The organism is Acidaminococcus sp. AM05-11 (assembly GCF_003472805.1).
Lineage (GTDB): Bacteria > Bacillota > Negativicutes > Acidaminococcales > Acidaminococcaceae > Acidaminococcus > Acidaminococcus hominis.
The window spans coordinates 38,924-56,255 of record NZ_QRMX01000001.1 but is presented as its reverse complement, the minus strand read 5'-3'; the positions used below and the strand labels follow the sequence as shown (position 1 = coordinate 56,255).

The window sequence follows — 17,332 nt, the reverse complement described above, 5'->3', positions numbered from 1 at the left end:
TTGCCGGACCGCCGGCACCTGCAAAAACTGCCAAGCTTCAGCATTTTCTGAGGCTTGGCAGCAGCTTACAGGTATTTTACCCACCAAGGGTAGGAGCTTAGGGCAATAACCCCCAAAAGCACCAGATAATCCCAAATTTTTAATTTCATGGGCCGCCGGTTCTTATAAGTATTGGGCCCAAAGCCCTTTAATTCCATGGATAATGCCAAGGTATCGGACTTGGCCACTGCCCGCATCACTAACGGTTTTACCACCGCCAGGTAGGCGTAAAGGCGCTTAAAGGCGTTGCCCCGATTGGAATAGCCCCGGCAGGACTGGGCATCCAGGGTAATGGCCGAGTCGGACAGAAAATCCGGCACAAAGCGCAGGGCCGTGGTCAGCATAAAGGCGTATTCATAGGGCATATGGAACTTTTCCACCAGTGCCTGGGCAATGTCCTGGATCCGGGTGGAGGCCAACAGGCACAGGAAGGCCGTGGTCATCACAAACATCCGCAGGCCCCCGGTAAGGGCTATATCCAGCGGTGACCCAAACAGCAGCTGGAGTACCACCATAATGCCGGTAAACACCGTCAGGGTGCCAATAGCGGCCATGGTCATCCGGTCCCGCTTGATGTACAGCAGGATGACCAGTTCCAGGGCCAGAAGGGTAGCAACAGCAGGAATCGGCAGCAGGAAAACCCAGGCCGTAATGGCCACTACCAGAATGAGCCGGGTAAAGGCGGTGATTTTCATGCCTCTCCCCCCTTCCGTTCTACCAGGGTGCACAATTCTTCCGGCGAGCCGGCCCGCACCTTAAACAGGGCGCCCAGCCGGGCCAGTACCGGCTGCTTCAGGCCCCATTCCTCAATGGGCCGCTCCCCGTCAAACAGGTCCCGGGTACTGCCATCGTAGACCAACTGCCCGTCGTGGAGTACCAGGGAATGGGTGGTATACTGCCGGGCAATTTCCATGTCGTGGGTAATCAAAATCAAGGTCAAATGTTTTTCTTCCTGGAGCCGGGACAGGTACTGCATCATATGGTGCTTTTCCTGTTCGTCCTGGCCGTTGGTGATTTCGTCCAAAATCAGCGTCCGAGGCTGAAGGGCCAAGGCCGCAGCCACCCCCAGCCGGCGTTTTTGGCCAAAGGACAGGGACCGGGGATACTTTTGCAGGTAGGGAGTAAGTCCCATGGCCTCCACCGCTTCCCGGACCTGTTCATCCAGGGCTTTTTTGGGCATTTTCCGGTTTTCCAGCCCGTAGGCCACTTCCTCGTACACCGTATCCCCCAAAAGCTGGAGATCCGGGTTCTGGAACACATAGCCCACCTTATTGGCCAGATCCGCCGGCTCGTAGCCGGCAATATCCACCTGGTCCACCTGAATGGTTCCGCTCCGGGGATGGTCCAGGGCCATGAACAGCCGGCTCAGGGTGGTTTTCCCACTGCCGTTGTGACCCAAAAGGGCCACCGCTTCCCCGTCTTCAATGGTGCAGGTAATGTCCTGAAGCACCGGGATGCCCCGGCGGTAGGCAAAGTTTACAGCACTTGCTTCAATCATGGGTCAGCGTCCCCCTTCTTTGGAATTTTTGCGTCAATTCTTCTTCGGCTTCCAGCTCATTGCGCCAGTCGCCCAGTTTGATCTGGAACCGTTTTTCCAGGCCCAGCTTCACCTGCCACAGTTCCGGCAGGTTTTCCCGCAGGTCTTCCCGCTCGTAGACGGCCTGGGCAGCTTCCTCAAAGCGGCCTTGGACCACCGCTTCCCCGCCGCTGATTAACACCAGATCCGTCAGGTAGGGGAGCAGGTAGTTCAGGTCATGTTCCACCACCACTACGGTCATCTGCTGCTGCCGGTAGATTTTGTGCACCAGGGCATACAGGGACCGGGCTCCGTCCGGATCCAGGGCCGAAACCGGTTCGTCCAAAATCAGGATTTCCGGCTGACAGGCCAGTACAGACGCCAGCAGCAGCCGCTGCCGCTGGCCCCCGGACAATTCGTCCAGCTGGTAATTTTCCCGGCCAGGAAGGCCTACCTCTGCCAGGGCCTGGGACACCCGGGCATCCACTTCATCTGGAGAAAAACCATGGTTCAAAAGGCCAAAGGCAATTTCTTCTCCCGCCGTCAGGGACACCATCTGGCTTTCATAGTCGTCCAGCATAATTCCCACCCGCATGGCCAGTTCAGAAATTTTCTTGCCCTGGATATTTTCTCCCAAAACTTCTACCGAGCCGTGGTACCTTCCGCCATAATAATGGGGGACAATTCCCGTCATGGCCTTGCACAGGGTGGTTTTTCCAGCGCCGCTGGGACCGGCGATGGCCGTAAAGGAGCCTTCCTTGATGGTCAGGTTGATATCCTTCAGCACCAGGTCGCTGTTCAGGTATTCAAAATAAAAATCGGAAATCCGAATTGCCGCTTCACTCATGTTGTCCACCCTCCGTTGCAAAGAAAATCTTCCGGACCGGGCCGTACAGGGCCTGGGTTACCAGGGCGTTCACCAGGGCAATCACAGCTACCAGAGGCAGCATGGCCCGGATCCACACAACCAAAGGCAAACCCAGAACCAATTTCAGAATATGGGTAAATACTGACCCGCTGACAAAGGTGGCCAAAAAGCCCACAATAAAGGGTTTTACCCGCAGGTTTTCCAAATGGGTCAGGGCAAAGGCCTTTACCAGAATGCAGGCAGTAGCTGCGCCGCACAGTTCACTGGCCAGGTTGCCCAGGGGAAACGCGGATTTAGAGGAGGGAATCAGGGTCAAGCCGGCCACAAAGCCTATTCCCAGGGCCCGGCTCAGGCTGGGACGGGTCAGGCAAATGGTAATGGAATACATGGCAATGGTCCAGTTGGGGGTTACGCCTCCTACGTTGGGGCTGATGGTGTGCAGAATAACGCCGATTGCCAGCAAAAGAGCGGTGACTGCCACCCAGCGATGGGTGTCCCGAGCTGCTTCGACAGTAATTAACTCCGGAATTTGTTTTTCCATTGACCGTTGCTCCTTTTTTCGCAATTTTTTCAAAAACTATTGTAAATTATAGTTTACGTGGGATAGAAGGTGTTGTCAAGGGTGTTTCCTCCAGAAAACATTGTCTCCTTTGCAGGTGCACACATAAAGAAATCCCGGAGCCATACTTGCGTATGACTCCGGGATTCTCTCCGGAACCCTCCCTGAGGGTTCCCTTCCTCGTTATCCTTCGATAGCGATATATTTCTTGGTTTCTTCTTTCTGAGGTTCTTTCTTAGGAATGCTCAATTGCAGGATGCCGTTTTCGTATTTGGCTTTCACATCGGCCTCGGTGATATTTTCCCCTACATAAACCGTACGGGCACATTCACCATAGGAACGTTCACGGCGGATATATTGCCCTTTCTTATCCTTCTCATCCTTGTCCAAACCCTTGGAAGCCCGGATGGTCAGATAGCCATTTTCCAACTGCGCCTTGATTTCCTCTTTCTTGAAGCCCGGCAGATCGATATCCAGTTCGTAGTGGTCACCCACGTCCCGAATGTCCATCTTCATCATGTTTCTGCCATGTTTCCCGTACAAAGGATTCCGGCTGCTGAACATATCATCAAAATCATCCATCAAATCTTCAAAACCATTTTCATCGAATACACTAGGCAGTAACATAAGCCATTCCTCCGTTCATCTTGGCCATGAAGGTCAGCTTTTGGAACTACCGAAAGGCTATTGCAACGGTTCTTTTTGGGAACCCTTTCCTTGGTCTCTCCTTCGTTCTGGTTATAATATACCACTTGTTGTTAGCACTGTCAATAGTTGAGTGCTAATTAGTCAAAGTTTTTTACTATTTTTTCTTATTCACCGCAAAACGGCCCTTCCCACCTGGGGGAAAGGCCGTCCGTTTTTTTCTGGGTTAATTTGTTTTTTCTACAGTGATTTCAAAAATATTGATTACGTCCGCATCCGGGCAGGCTACCCGCAGGGTATTGCCCTTCATGCCGGGGATGATGCCCCCGTAGCGGAGAATGTCGATATAGGGAAACAGCACGTGCTGGGCCATGGGGCAAAGCTGTCCCCGCTGGGTATCCCAGTCAAAGGTACAGCCGGCTGTATGGCCGTGGTGGCAGCCCCTGGGGCCCTTTTTGTCCACCACCCGAATGGTAATCTTGGGTCTTGTCATCAGCCGCCTCCTTACTGCCCGTCCGGGTACGCTACCAAAAACAGGTTGTGATTGCCCCCTTCGCTTTCCGGGAAGGAACCAAACATATCAAACAGGGCAAAGAACCGGGCCGCCGGATAAATCCCGTAGCCGTCCTGGTTATGGTCCGTGGTATCGTAAGGGTCCGCCATGATGACTACATCATCCTGGGGATTTTCCGTACCCATATCATCATAGCCGATGATATCCTGCCAATGGCCGCCCCAGTCGATCCAGCATACCATAATGGGACGCCCCTGCTGGAGGAAGCGTTTGATATCTTCCGGGCCAAAGGTCTTGCCTTTCCGGGCATAGTCCGTGGAACTGATGGTCTTAAAGCCCCCCACCTTTTGGAAAATGTCTTCCATTTGGGCCATGGTGGTGCCGGGATACCCCTCCGGGAAGCCGTTTACCTTCAGGTCCTTGCAGGAATGGCGCAGGTCCGCCAGCTTTTGCTCCGACCAACCGTCCCGCTTGCCGTACCAGTTGAGCACCATCAGGGCCGCGGCCGGTCCACAGGACCATTCACTGGACTGCTGGAGGGTCTGGAAATGGGGCAGCAGGAGGAGGGAGCCTTTGCCCTTCATATGGTAAAAATCCGGGTGGGCAAAATAGGGATCCGGCTGGTGGTCCAACTGCCGGTCAATGGAGGCAGCCCCCTCATTGACGGTTATTTTGGCCGCTCCCGGGATTTTCATATCATTGGTATAATCTGCTGCCTGGACGGGAAAATGCAGTCCCAAGCTCAAGCACAGGGCCAGCAGCCCCAAGGAAAACAGTTTTTTGGTCTTTTGCATATTACATCCTTTCTGCAGGAAAGTCCTGCCATCTCCAAGAAACTTACTATGGAATTTATTATAAAGGATTTTCCCAAAAAAACCTAGCGCTCCCCCTAAATTGGGTGTATAATGTAATAAAAGTTATTACAATAGAGGATGGATCATCATGGATAAACACGAGGAAATTGTTGCTGAAGTGAAAAATCTGGTTGCTGCGCCCAGCGTTTACGGCGGCTTAAAAGAACTGGCCCAGAAATGGCTGGATGCAGAAGGCACTGCTGCCCAAGCCAATCTGACCGCTCTGCTCCATGCGGCCCTGAAGGAAGATGTCAACACCATCGATGCGGTCATTCCTTTCTTTGCTTCCGAAGCAGCCAAAAAAGCGTTCGGCGCTGACCAAGCTGCCCAAATGCTGGCCAAGGCCCAGGAAGTCAAGGCAAGCGGCGGCAAATACTGCTTCTGCCCGGCCTGCACCGCCGGAGCCAAACTGCTGGAATTGTTGGCCTAAGGGCTCACCAGGGAAGGTAATTCCTTCCCTGGCTTTTTTCTGTCCAAACCAAGGATAGGACCACTGAGCAGCGGCACAAACATTAATTTCACGAAAATAGCCCTTGACAATATTCCTCAAAATCCGCTATAATTATAAAGCTGTTTCTTATGATTCACTAGCTCAGTTGGTAGAGCACCTGACTTTTAATCAGGGTGTCCCGGGTTCAAGTCCCGGGTGGATCACCAAAATCCCAAGGAGTAGGCCAAAAGCCTGCTCCTTTTTTTTTCCCCAAGCCTGACCCGGGACAAAACGAGCCTCCCGATAGTTCCTGCGTCCCAATTTTTCGCCAAAAAGGTTCAGAAAAATTCATTACTTCATGATATAATAAATAAAATATACTTTTCGGTTCATCCATCCCACGAGAGAGAAAGGAGGCAGCAGGCCAGCCTGTTTCCCTGGCTGGTCCGCTCGAATTCATGAAGAAAAAACTTTTGGTTCCTCTTTTGGCAGCCGCGTTAACCCTGGTATCCCTTCCTGCTTACGCGGATTTTGCCAAATGGGCTGATCCCACCCATTCCTTTAAAAAGGATCAAACGATCTACACCGCCGTAGTCAATACCGATGCCCTTTCCAAGCAAATGGCTTCCAACGCCCATTCCTTCCAGGTCATTTTTAACCAAAAGGCTGCCGCCATCAAAAACCCGAAAATCATCACGGCACCGCTGCCAGGAACCCTGGCAATCCTGCCCGGCAGTGAGGCCAGCGCCCCCCAGGAAGAAACGGTAAAGGACAGCACCGCCGTCCACATTCCCCAAGCTGCCGTTGACGCCGGGGCCGACCTTTATGTAGTTCCCAAGGTCACCCGCTGCCAAAAACAGGTCAGTGTGGTACCGGCCCATACGGAATGGCAGGAAAAAGAAATCCACGAAACCGTTCATGACAGCAAGGGCTATCGGGATGTGGTCCACCGGATTCCCATTCCGGTAAAGGTTCCCGAAAAGCAGTACGTTACCATGTACCTGACCGTCCGCTTCGATGTGTACAGCATGAAGACAGGGGCCCTGGTATACACCAGTGAGGACGCCCGGGACAGACAGGAAGACAGCGATTTTAACGGTATGTACACCCGCATTGTGGACCGTTTCTTCAGCACGTTCAAAAGCCAGCTGGGCAAATAAACAAGCAGTGAAAAAGACGGCTTCGGCCGTCTTTTTTTAGGGCCCAACGCGCCGCTTTTCCTCAGGGACAATCCCCAGGGCCAAAAACAGGTTTCTTCGTTTGACAATCCCCCCATCCTATGAAATAATGCAGTATCATATAAGAAATGAGGGAGCAATATGGGTAGTAATGAAAAGTGGCGTCTGGAACGGGATTCCATGGGTGAAATCAAGGTTCCAGCCGATAAATATTGGGGTGCCCAAACCGAACGGAGTCTGGAAAACTTCCGGATTGGCACCGAAAAGATTCCGGCAGAAGTGATTGCAGCTTTTGCCTACCTGAAAAAATCAGCCGCCCAGGCTAACCAGGCTCTGGGTCACCTGGATGCCAAACGGTGCCAGGTAATCGGCCAGGCCTGCGACGAAATCCTGGCCGGCAAACTGGCAGGGAACTTCCCCTTGGCCGTCTGGCAGACCGGCAGCGGCACCCAAAGCAACATGAACCTGAACGAAGTCATCGCCCACCGGGGCAATGAACTGGCTGGGGAAGCTCTGCTCCACCCCAACGACCACGTGAATATGTCCCAAAGCTCCAACGATACCTTCCCCACGGCCATGCACATTGCTGCCGTGCTAAAGCTCCAGGACCACCTGCTGCCGGCCCTGGACCAACTGGCGGCTGCCTTTGCCCAGCTGGAAAAGGACAATCAGGGCATCGTCACCACCGGCCGGACCCACTTGCAGGATGCGGTGCCCATCGCCTTCTCCCAGGAAATTTCCGGCTGGCGCACCATGCTGGAACGCAACAAGGCAGAAATTCAAAATGCCCTGCCGGGCCTATTGGAACTGGCCCTGGGCGGTACTGCCGTAGGCACCGGGCTCAACGCCCCGGAAGGCTTTGACACCAAAGCGGCTGCCTATATTGCGGAAAACACCGGCCATCCTTTTGTAACGGCCCCCAACAAATTCCACGCCCTGACCAGCCTGGACGATATGGTTTACGCCCACGGTGCCCTGAAGGCCCTGGCCGCCAACCTGATGAAGATTGCCAACGATGTACGCTGGCTGGCTTCCGGTCCCCGAGATGGTCTGGGAGAAATCACCATTCCCGCCAACGAACCTGGCTCCTCCATTATGCCCGGCAAGGTGAACCCCACCCAATGCGAAGCTGTCACCATGGTAGCTGTCCAGGTCATGGGCAATGATGCCGCTATTGGCTTTGCCGCTTCCCAGGGGAACTTCCAGCTGAACGTATTCCTGCCGGTCACCATCTACAACTTCCTCCAGTCCGTCCAGCTGCTGACCGACGTGATGGTTTCCTTCCGGAAAAACTGCGTCATCGGCATCAAGGCCAACCGGGAAAAGATGGCCTACAACCTGCACCATTCCCTGATGCTGGTTACCGCCCTAAGCCCCTACATCGGCTACGACCGCTGCGCCGTCGTGGCCAAGCAGGCCTTCAAGGACAATATTTCCCTGAAGGAAGCGGTCCTGAAACTGGGCTATATGAAAGAAGAAGAATTTGATAAGGTTTTCCATCCGGAAGAAATGGTATAAAAAGGGATAGTAAACCTAAAAGCTCCTTTTCTTTTTTGGTTTTAACTTTCTTCCCTAACAAAAATACGCTGTGCCCACAGGCACAGCGTATTTTTTATAACTTGTAGTTTGCTTAATCGAAGAACTTCTTCAGGGAGAAGGTCTGATCCCGGTTGGGGCCGACAGAAATAATTCCGATGGGCACACCTACCACTTCGCTCAGGCGCTTCAGATATACCTGGGCTTCCTCCGGCAGGTCTTCGTATTTCCGGACGCCGGAAATATCCTTTTTCCAGCCCTTGAAGGTTTCGTAAACCGGTTTGGCCTGGGCCAGAATGGACAGGTCCGCAGGAATGTGCTGGATGGCTTTGCCGTCAATGGTCCAACCGGTGCACATTCTAATGGTGTCCAAACCGTCCAGAATATCCAGACGGGTAATGGCCAGGGAATCCATGCTGTTGAGCCGGGCTGCATATTTCACCATGAAGGCATCCAGCCAGCCGCAGCGGCGGGGCCGTCCCGTAACCGTGCCAAATTCATGGCCGGTGTTTCTCAGGTACGTGCCGGGGCCATCGGTATCAAACAGTTCGCAGACAAAGGGGCCTTCCCCTACCCGGGTGGTATAGGCTTTTACCACGCCCACCACATGGTCGATGTACAGGGGACCTACGCCGCTGCCCGTAGCCGCATTGCCGGCGGTGGGGTTGGAGCTGGTTACGTAGGGATAGGTGCCGTAGTCGATGTCCAGGAACGTAGCCTGGGCCCCTTCAAACAGCACATTGGCGCCTTCGTCAAACTTGTTGCCCAGCACCACGCTGGTGTCGGTTACATGGGGCCGCAGTTCTTCAGCGTAGGCCAGGTAATCCTTCAGCATGGGTTCATATTCCATGGGTTCTGCCCCATACAATTTGGTGAACAGGTCGTTTTTCACGGCCAGGGTTCTCTTCAGTTTTTCTGCCAGAATTTCCGGATTCATCAGGTCGCAGACCCGGATGCCGGTACGGGCATATTTATCCATGTAGCAGGGACCAATGCCGCCTTTGGTGGTGCCGATTTTGGCATCTCCCAAAGCTGCTTCCTGCAATTCATCCTGCTTTTCGTGATACGGAAACACCACATGGGCCCGGTCGCTGATCAGCAAATTGCTGGTGTCCACACCTTTGGCCTTCATGTCGGCAATTTCCTGCAGCACCACACGGGGATTGATAACAACTCCGTTCCCCAGGATGCAGGTCTTGTCCTTGTACAGAATGCCGCTGGGCAGCAAGCGCAGCTTGAATTCCACATTGTTGACCACAACCGTATGACCGGCATTGGAACCGCCGGAATAACGGACTACTGTATCGGCCTGCTGGGCCAGATAATCTACGATTTTGCCTTTACCTTCGTCCCCCCATTGGGAACCAATCACAACAACAGATGACATAGAATCAATCTCCTTCTTCTAACAGTTACATGCCGTACCGGGCGTAGATTTCATCCACATGCTTCAGCATATGTTTCGGTTCGAAGCAGGCTTCCACTTCTTCTTTGGTCAGGTACTTATCGATATCCGGGTCAGCTTCCACATTGGTCTTGAAGTCAGCGCCTTCCAGCCAGCGGGCCATAGCGTTGCGCTGTACCCACTTGTAGGCATCTTCCCGCAGCACGCCTTTGCCTACCAGGGCAACCAGCAGGTTTTGGCTGTAGATCAGACCGCCGGTCTTGTTCAGGTTGGCAATCATGGCATCCGGATAAACCAACAGTTTTTCCATGATATTCTTGGTTTTCCGCAGCATATGATCCAGCAGGATGGTAGAATCCGGCAGGATAATCCGTTCTACGGAAGAATGGGAAATATCCCGTTCATGCCACAGGGCCACGTTTTCCAGGGCTGCCTGGGCATTGCCCCGCAGAACCCGGGCCAGGCCGCAGATCTTTTCGCAGGTAATGGGATTGCGTTTGTGGGGCATGGCAGAAGAACCCTTCTGGCCAGGAGCAAAATACTCTTCCGCTTCCCGAATATCGGTACGCTGCAGGGCACGGATTTCCGTAGCCATCTTTTCCAGGGTAGCGCCGCAAACGGCAATGGTGGTCAGGTAGAAAGCATGACGATCTCTTTGGACAACCTGGGTAGCCAGTTTAACCGGTTCCAGACCCAGTTTTTCGCAGACATATTTTTCCACGAACGGATCAATATTGGAGTAGGTGCCCACAGCGCCGCTGAGTTTGCCTACGGAAATGTATTTCTTGGCCAGTTCCAGGCGTTCGATATTCCGTTCCGTTTCATCCATCCACAGCAGGAACTTCAGCCCGAAGGTCATGGGTTCTGCATGAATGCCGTGGGTACGGCCGACGCAGATGGTATGACGGTATTTTTGGGCCTGGGTTTTCAGGACATCGTGGAGTTCCTTTTCCAGCCGGATCAGGATTTCGCAGGAATCCCGCATCATGACGCCCATGGCGGTATCCTTAACATCGCTGGAGGTTAAGCCTTTATGAATGTATTTGGAGGCATCGCCTACATGCTCTGCCACGTTGGTCAGCAGGGAGATGATATCGTGGTTGGTGACTTTTTCAATTTCGTGAACCCGGTCCAATTCGAAATCAGCCTTGGTTTGGATGTCATGAAGGGCATCATCGGGAACAATCCCCAATTTGTTCATGGCTTCGCAAGCCAGAATTTCGACCTTGACCATTGTGCGGTCTTCATTTTCTTCCGTCCAGATGGAACCCATTTCTTTGCCGGTATAACGTGGAATCACAGTAACTTCCTCCTTAGAATAGAAAAAATGGCATAGCTGAAAACACGCCGCCTTTGCCGCGTGCCCTGTGTGGAACCAGGCTTCTGCCAGGAAAGGCAGTGCCTTCCGTTCGGCTCCAATTTAAATCCTGTGAAGCAGCCTTCACATACGGGTTTATTGTATCATTTTACCGAACGTATAGCAATGACAATAATAGAATGTTAGCAGGAAACCCGGAAAAATTCCTATTTTGTTCCTTCTTTTTCACTTTTACCCCAGAAAAACCGGGTACTTTTCCCTGAAAAAGTTCCTGCAAATTCTTCTGTTACAGAAAAAAGAGGGCTGGCCCGGATTATGGGTGCAAAATTCCGAACATTGTCAAATCCTTTTTTTCCCTTCTTCCGGGTTTTCCGGAAATTTCCCCGTTTGGGCACAAAAAACTGCCCCCACCACTGGCAATTGCCAGCAGCAGGAGCAGCCCTTCCGCCTGGGGCGGCTTACCCTATATGGTCTTTGGTCAAATCTGCAAACCGGGTAGTATCCTTCTTGAAGAACAGCTGTACGGTTCCTACAGGTCCGTTACGATGCTTTGCCACAATCAGTTCGGCAATGTTCTTTTGATCCGTATCCGGGTTGTAGTAATCATCCCGGTAAATAAAGCAAACAATATCCGCATCCTGTTCCAAAGCGCCGGATTCCCGCAAGTCACTAAGCATAGGGCGCTTGCTGGTACGGGATTCCACGCTCCGGCTCAGCTGGGACAGGGCAATCAGGGGAACATTCAGTTCCCGGGCAAGGCCCTTCAGGGAACGGGAAATCTCACTCATTTCCTGCTGCCGGTTGTCACTGGCCCGACGGGAGGACCCCTGCATCAGCTGCAGATAGTCCACGATAATAAGGTCAAGACCATTTTCGTTTTTCCAGCGCCGGCATTTAGACCGCATTTCCAGGGCGGTAATCCCCGGGGTATCGTCCATCATGATCTTGGACTCACTGAGTTCGTCAGCGGCCTTCACCAGTTTGGGCCATTCACTGTCCTGAAGCTGGCCAATTCGCAGCCGGGAGGCGTCAATATCGGCGCCGGAGCACAGCATACGCTGCACCAGCTGCTCCTTGCTCATTTCCAGGGAGAAGAAGGCCACGGACTTATGCCCCTTGATGGCCACGTGCTCTGCAATGTTCAGTACCAGGGAAGATTTACCCATGGACGGGCGGGCAGCCACGATAATCAGGTCGGAGGGCTGCAGGCCGCTGGTCATTCTGTCAAAGTCCGTAAAGCCGGTGGGCAGCCCGGTGTAGGCGTCCTTGGAATCGTACAATTCCTCAATCCGGCCCATGGCGGCTTTGACAATATCCTTGATTTTTACCATGCCGCCGGAATGCTTCCGGTTGGCCACGGCCAGGATTTTCTGCTCCGCCTTATCGATGGTCTGGGCAATATCCTCTTCTTCTTCGTAGCCACTGGCCGCCACGTCGGTGGCAGCCTCAATCAGCTGCCGGCGCAGGGACTTTTCCTCCACAATCTTGGCATGGTAAACCACATTGGCTGCCGTGGGAACTGCGTTGCTCAGGGCTGTAATGGCCGCCGTACCGCCAATGGCTTCCAGCTTTCCCATTTTCCGCAGTTCTTCGGTAACCGTGACCAGATCCACAGCCTCATTGCGGCCGTGCAGGTCCATAATGGCTGAAAAGATGATCCGGTCGTCCTGGCGGTAGAAATCCTCTTCCGTCAGGATTTCCCCAGCTTTATCGATGGCATCGCGGCTGATGAGCATAGCTCCCAGGACGCTTTGTTCCGCTTCGACATTTTGTGGGGGTATACGTTCTTCCATTATTCCTCCGTCTCTACCAATACCTTAAAGGTAGCGGTAATATCCGGCATCAATTTGGCCGTGGCTTTGTATTCGCCCGGGCTCTTGATCACTTCCGGAATTTCGATTTTGCGGCGGTCCACCCCTTCCATGCCGGTTTGAGCCAGCAGGGCTTCTGCCACATCCTTGGACGCAATGGAGCCAAACAGCTTGCCGTTGGCGCCCACTTTCACTTTCATATGCAGCGTAACCTTTTCCAGCTGGGAAGCCAGGATTACGGCTTCGTCATGAGCCTGGGCTTTCCGGTGGGCAGCTACCTGCTGGTCCCGTTTGGCCTGGTTCAGGTTCTGGGACGTAGCTTCTTCCGCCATGCCCCGGGGAATCAGATAGTTGCGGCCATAACCTTCCGCCGTCTCAATAATTTCACCTTTTTTACCCAACTTCTTGATGTCCTGCAGCAGAATCACTTTCATCGGTATCGCTCTCCTTCATTTGTTCTTTGGCCAGGGCAATGACCTTGGGCACTAAATCTTCTGCCTTTACGTCCTTGACCTGCACCCCGGCTACGGTCTGGTGACCGCCGCCGCCAAGCTCTTCCATCATCACCTGCACATTGACGGAACCGTCACTGCGGGCGCTGATGCTGACGCCCTTTTCATTTTCGCTGAGCACCACACTGACGTGGATATCGTCCATGGTCAGCAGCTCATCGGCTGCCTGGGCCACAATCACGGAGGTATCCTTGTCCTGGGCGGAGCATTTGTGGACGGACAGGGCCAGCCCCGGCAAGGGCGTCTTCATTTCAGTAATGATTTTCGCCCGGGTCAGCACCGTATTTTCGTCGTCCTTGAACAATTGGGAAACCATATGGGGATCCGCCCCGTTCCGCCGCAGGAAAGCCGCAGCTTCAAAGGTCCGTTCCCCGGTCTGAACGGCAAAGTTTTTCGTATCCACCAGAATCCCTGCGTACAGGGCCGTGGCTTCCACTTCAGAAAAACTCATCCGGTTCTGGAAATATTGGAGGATTTCCGTGACCATTTCGCAGGTGGAGGAAGTGGACGGCTCCATGTACTGCAGCATTACGTCCTTAATGGCATCCTCTGCCCGGCGGTGGTGGTCAATGATAATCCGTTTCTTCACGGCCTGGAGCACCTTGGGTGCCGCACTGAGCATGGCCCGGTGGTGGTCCACCAGTACCAGGATGCAGCCCGGAGTCAGCCGTTTCAGGGCTTCTTCCTCATCCACAATCAGGGACAGGTACCGGTCGCTCTGATCCTTAGAAACCGTTTCCAGTTTCTTTAAAGAAGAACCCTGGCCGCTGTTGACGATGCAGCAGCTCTTGCCCAGGGTCAGAGCCATTTTGGCCACCCCGATGGCGGACCCCAGGGCATCGTAATCTTCGTTGGCGTGGCCCATGACCATCACCTGGTCGGCGTTGGTCATCAGCTCGTGGATGGCCTGGGCCACAATCCGAGCCCGAACCCGGGTATTCTTGGCCTGTACGGAACCTCTGGCTCCGTAGAAATGCATTTCATCTTCGATATTGACTACGGCCTGGTCACCGCCCCGGCCCAGGGCCAGGTCCAGGGAAGCCTGGGCCTTTTGGCTCATTTCGGAAAGGTTCTTGCCTACAGCCCCCACCCCAATGCTGATGGTGGGGTTGATCCGGCTGCTGGTTTTGATTTCCCGGATTTTGTCCAGCACCGGGAATTTTTTCCCGATGGTTTCATTAAGACCCTTCCAGCTCAGGCCCACCACGTACAAATCTTCCGTGCATTTCTGGAAATAGCCATGGACCTCGTCTACCCAGCCGCCAATGGCCTTGGTCACATCTACCAAAAGGCTGGCCCGCTCGTTTTCGTTGAGTCCCTTCATGGCATCGTCGTAGTTGTCGAACTGCACATAGGCCACCACCGGCCGGCCATCCTCGTACCGGCGTTTTTGACGCTGCCGGTCCGTAATGTCCGTGAGATACAGCACAATGCCCGTATCGTCGGCGGGGTCATCGGTAATCTGGATCCGGCGTACCAGCATCTGGTAAATCCGGTCCCCAATCTTGATCTGCTTTTCCGCATCCCGCAGCCGCAGGGTGGCAAAGTTGTTTTCCGGCGGCGGCAGGATTTTTTCCAAGGCCGTTCCGGAGGGTGCGTCCACAGTTACGTACTCGTTGAACAGCCGGTTCCGCCATTGGAGATGGCCTTCCTTGTCGAAGACCCCGATGCCGATGGGAATCCGCTGCACCGCATAATTGTTGGCCCGTTCAATATTCCGGACCACCGTGGTCATGGAATGGTTGAACCAGGCTTCCCGCAGCCGGTTGCTGCGGAAGGTCAGATAGTACACCAACAGCACAGAAGCAAAGCCCACGGCCGTCCACAGGGCCTGGTTCACACAGATCCCGTAGACCACCAGCACGGTCCCGATCAGGGCCACGCCAATGCGCACCGACTGCCAAATATTTCTGCGCGATTTCTCGTCCATAATATCCCCCTACTGTTTGTCCCCGTTTTGTTTCCTACGGATTTTCCGGATATCGAATACCATGTCATAGGCGCCCAAAACCACCACAAACTGGGAGACCACCGGCATGGTAAAGGTCAGTACCAGGGCCAGCGGCAGCAGGAAACGGGGATAATGCCGGTATTCCACAAACCAGCGGATCAGGCACAGCCCCTGCAGCAGCAGGAACATACTGGCCATCATATACAACGTGTAACCGCCCCGGTAAAGCAAGGAATCCTGGGCATTCTGGTGCAGGACAATCAGCGCCAGTCCGACCCCATAGGGCAGCAGGGTCAATTTGGGAATGGCCCACTGGGAAAAGGGCGGGAACCAGGGATAATAATCCCCCATCCGGGCCAGAATCTTCCGGGCAGCCCAATAGTTGGCCAGGGCCGTAACCGGTGCGCTGAGGAGCACCCCAGCGGGCAGCACCAGTTCAAACAACTGGCGCACCTGGGCCGCCTGGACAGCCGTCATGCCGCTCATGCCCAGGGTCTCGAACATCTGGTTGCTGAGCTGGAGGGATTCATCCACGGACTGGAAGAACACTTCCACCACGTTGATGTGCATGAACACGTAGGCCGCCAGCACGCTGAGCACCGTGGAAATAAAGGCGCCCAGACTGCCCATAAGCAGGGTCTGCCCGGGGGACATCTGCCGGCGCATGGCCCAGCCCATCATCAGGCCAATCAGGCCCAGAATCAGGCACTGGGTCAGGGCCTGGAGCGGGGACAACAGTACGGCTACCACGCAGCCTGTCACCACCAGGCAGGAAATGCTCCATTTCAGTCCGTTCCTCCGCCCGCAAAGAATAATGGGCAGGGGCCACAGGATGTTGACGATCATATCCAGCACGGGAATGTAGTTCCCTACCAAGGTAAAAATAACCGCGATGGCAGCCAGGATTCCGGATTCCACCACTGCGGACGTTTTTCTTATCTGCAAATTGGCCTCCTTACTCAATGGTTCTGGACCCAGGGGAAACGCAGGTGCATTTCAGGGCCAAACCAGTAATTGATATGGTAATATTATATTTTACATGATTTGGTAAAAAAAAGACAGACCCCCAAGGGATCTGTCTCGTTTTTACAATTATTCAGCCGTAAAAGGCAGCAATGCAACGTTTCTAGCCCGTTTGATGGCAATGGTCAACTGACGTTGATGTTTTGCACAGGTGCCGGAAATACGGCGCGGCAGAATCTTGCCCCGTTCAGTGATGAACTTGCGCAGTTTAGCTGCATCTTTGTAATCGATTTCTTGCACTTTATCGACGCAGAAGAAGCAAGCTTTTCTTCTAGGTCTTCTGTTACCTCTATCACGTTTAATCATAACGCTTCTCTATCCTCCCTTTTAGAAGGGGATTTCTTCGTCAAAACCGACTTCAGAGCCAAATCCACCCATGGGGCCAGCATTGCTGCTGCCGTGAGAGGAATTGTTCTGGGAAGAAGCGCCGGAATCGGTGCCGCGGTTAGCGGAACCTTTCGTTTCGATAAATTCGACATGATCTGCGATGACTTCCGTCACGTAGTGCTTGTTGCCGTCTTTACCGTCGTAGCTGCGGATCTGCAGCCGGCCTTCTACCAGGGCTCTCTGTCCTTTGGACAAATAGTTCCCACATACTTCAGCGGTTTTATTCCAAGTGACAATGTTGATAAAATCCGCTTCCCGCTGACCATTTCTTGAAGAAAATGGACGATCAACTGCCAGAGTAAAGGTGCAGACCGTTTTTTCCGTAGGAGTAACCCGGACTTCCGGATCCCGTACCAGACGGCCCAACAGTACAATGCGATTCATACACCAACCCTCCTTATTCGCCTTTGCGAATGATCATATGACGCAGCATTTCATCAGTAATCTTCATGACACGGTCCAGTTCCTTCACGCATGCCGGTTCAGCAGCAAAAGTGGTCAGAACATACAGGCCATCATTAAAGTCTTGAATAGGATATGCTAAGCGTTTCTTGCCCCACTTATCGGTTTTTTCAATAGTGGCGCCGTTAGCAACCAGCAGATCATCGAACTTCTTTACAACAGCGTTGAAAGCGTCTTCCTCTACCGGCTTAACGATGTACATGACTTCGTAGTTATTCACGAAATCACCTCCTCCTTTGGATTTGCTCCTCTACCATGAGGGCAGAAGAAGTATATAAGTTTTATATACAGCCTTGTAATTGTATCATAGGAAACAAAAAATCG

The 17,332-nt window shown here is 53.4% G+C and carries 19 protein-coding genes and 1 tRNA gene; 4 read left to right on the top strand and 16 right to left on the bottom strand.

All coding sequences use genetic code 11. The annotated features are described in order from the left end of the window. Positions 1-65: 65 nt before the first annotated feature. The 7 genes from DW089_RS00305 to DW089_RS00275 all read right to left on the bottom strand — a co-directional run bounded on the left by DW089_RS00305 (position 66) and on the right by DW089_RS00275 (position 4,935). Positions 66-734 (bottom strand): energy-coupling factor transporter transmembrane component T, encoded by a 669-nt coding sequence (locus DW089_RS00305; protein ID WP_105326659.1) that lies wholly within the window; start codon positions 732-734, stop codon positions 66-68. Beyond that, the gene (locus DW089_RS00300) at positions 731-1,537 is read right to left on the bottom strand and encodes an energy-coupling factor ABC transporter ATP-binding protein (RefSeq protein ID WP_105326658.1); all 807 of its coding nucleotides are present in this window, start codon (positions 1,535-1,537) and stop codon (positions 731-733) included. The genes DW089_RS00305 and DW089_RS00300 overlap by 4 nt, the downstream gene beginning before the upstream one ends. Continuing rightward, entirely contained in the window at positions 1,530-2,402 is an 873-nt protein-coding gene (locus DW089_RS00295; protein ID WP_199614395.1) for an energy-coupling factor ABC transporter ATP-binding protein, read from the bottom strand. Before DW089_RS00295 ends, DW089_RS00300 begins: the two co-directional genes overlap by 8 nt. Further along, on the bottom strand, positions 2,395-2,964 hold the full coding sequence (locus tag DW089_RS00290; RefSeq protein WP_105327410.1) for a tryptophan transporter: 570 nt from the start codon (positions 2,962-2,964) through the stop codon (positions 2,395-2,397). The genes DW089_RS00295 and DW089_RS00290 overlap by 8 nt, the downstream gene beginning before the upstream one ends. Positions 2,965-3,165: 201 nt before the next feature. Then, positions 3,166-3,609 (bottom strand): Hsp20/alpha crystallin family protein, encoded by a 444-nt coding sequence (locus DW089_RS00285; protein ID WP_105326657.1) that lies wholly within the window; start codon positions 3,607-3,609, stop codon positions 3,166-3,168. A 244-nt stretch (positions 3,610-3,853) separates the two neighbouring features. After that, positions 3,854-4,120 carry a TIGR04076 family protein gene (locus DW089_RS00280; RefSeq protein ID WP_231085714.1) on the bottom strand — a complete coding sequence of 89 codons (267 nt, stop codon included), beginning with the start codon at positions 4,118-4,120 and terminating at the stop codon, positions 3,854-3,856. An 11-nt stretch (positions 4,121-4,131) separates the two neighbouring features. Beyond that, positions 4,132-4,935 (bottom strand): C39 family peptidase, encoded by an 804-nt coding sequence (locus tag DW089_RS00275; RefSeq protein ID WP_118286640.1) that lies wholly within the window; start codon positions 4,933-4,935, stop codon positions 4,132-4,134. Between the two features lie 148 nt (positions 4,936-5,083). Between DW089_RS00275 and DW089_RS00270 the strand changes: the two genes are divergently transcribed. The 4 genes from DW089_RS00270 to fumC all read left to right on the top strand — a co-directional run bounded on the left by DW089_RS00270 (position 5,084) and on the right by fumC (position 8,121). Then, positions 5,084-5,425 (top strand): heat-shock protein Hsp90, encoded by a 342-nt coding sequence (locus DW089_RS00270; protein WP_105326654.1) that lies wholly within the window; start codon positions 5,084-5,086, stop codon positions 5,423-5,425. A gap of 151 nt (positions 5,426-5,576) precedes the next feature. Beyond that, positions 5,577-5,652: transfer RNA gene (locus DW089_RS00265), tRNA-Lys, on the top strand. A gap of 231 nt (positions 5,653-5,883) precedes the next feature. Then, positions 5,884-6,585 carry a hypothetical protein gene (locus DW089_RS00260; protein ID WP_105326653.1) on the top strand — a complete coding sequence of 234 codons (702 nt, stop codon included), beginning with the start codon at positions 5,884-5,886 and terminating at the stop codon, positions 6,583-6,585. Between the two features lie 159 nt (positions 6,586-6,744). Further along, the gene (gene fumC / locus DW089_RS00255; RefSeq protein WP_105326652.1) at positions 6,745-8,121 is read left to right on the top strand and encodes a class II fumarate hydratase; all 1,377 of its coding nucleotides are present in this window, start codon (positions 6,745-6,747) and stop codon (positions 8,119-8,121) included. 112 nt (positions 8,122-8,233) lie between these two features. On the opposite strand, the gene DW089_RS00250 is transcribed toward fumC, so the two are convergent. From DW089_RS00250 to rpsF, 9 genes are all read right to left on the bottom strand, one after another. After that, positions 8,234-9,526 carry an adenylosuccinate synthase gene (locus DW089_RS00250; RefSeq protein WP_118286639.1) on the bottom strand — a complete coding sequence of 431 codons (1,293 nt, stop codon included), beginning with the start codon at positions 9,524-9,526 and terminating at the stop codon, positions 8,234-8,236. 25 nt (positions 9,527-9,551) lie between these two features. After that, on the bottom strand, positions 9,552-10,844 hold the full coding sequence (gene purB, locus DW089_RS00245; protein WP_105326650.1) for an adenylosuccinate lyase: 1,293 nt from the start codon (positions 10,842-10,844) through the stop codon (positions 9,552-9,554). Between the two features lie 476 nt (positions 10,845-11,320). Then, positions 11,321-12,655 (bottom strand): replicative DNA helicase, encoded by a 1,335-nt coding sequence (gene dnaB / locus DW089_RS00235; protein ID WP_105326648.1) that lies wholly within the window; start codon positions 12,653-12,655, stop codon positions 11,321-11,323. After that, positions 12,655-13,107: a 50S ribosomal protein L9 gene (rplI, locus tag DW089_RS00230; RefSeq protein WP_105326647.1), complete on the bottom strand. Its 453-nt coding sequence runs from the start codon at positions 13,105-13,107 to the stop codon at positions 12,655-12,657. The genes dnaB and rplI overlap by 1 nt, the downstream gene beginning before the upstream one ends. After that, on the bottom strand, positions 13,067-15,115 hold the full coding sequence (locus DW089_RS00225) for a DHH family phosphoesterase (RefSeq protein WP_105326646.1): 2,049 nt from the start codon (positions 15,113-15,115) through the stop codon (positions 13,067-13,069). Before DW089_RS00225 ends, rplI begins: the two co-directional genes overlap by 41 nt. A gap of 9 nt (positions 15,116-15,124) precedes the next feature. Next, positions 15,125-16,081, bottom strand: a complete 957-nt coding sequence (locus tag DW089_RS00220) for a YybS family protein (RefSeq protein WP_105326645.1) — start codon at positions 16,079-16,081, stop codon at positions 15,125-15,127. A gap of 147 nt (positions 16,082-16,228) precedes the next feature. Then, a complete protein-coding gene (gene rpsR, locus DW089_RS00215; protein WP_118286638.1) occupies positions 16,229-16,465 on the bottom strand; it encodes a 30S ribosomal protein S18 in 237 nt (78 codons plus the stop codon). 21 nt (positions 16,466-16,486) lie between these two features. Then, positions 16,487-16,930, bottom strand: a complete 444-nt coding sequence (locus DW089_RS00210; protein WP_105326643.1) for a single-stranded DNA-binding protein — start codon at positions 16,928-16,930, stop codon at positions 16,487-16,489. A gap of 13 nt (positions 16,931-16,943) precedes the next feature. Continuing rightward, complete coding sequence (rpsF, locus tag DW089_RS00205) at positions 16,944-17,228, bottom strand: 30S ribosomal protein S6 (RefSeq protein ID WP_105326642.1); 285 nt, start codon at positions 17,226-17,228, stop codon at positions 16,944-16,946. Positions 17,229-17,332: the final 104 nt, after the last annotated feature.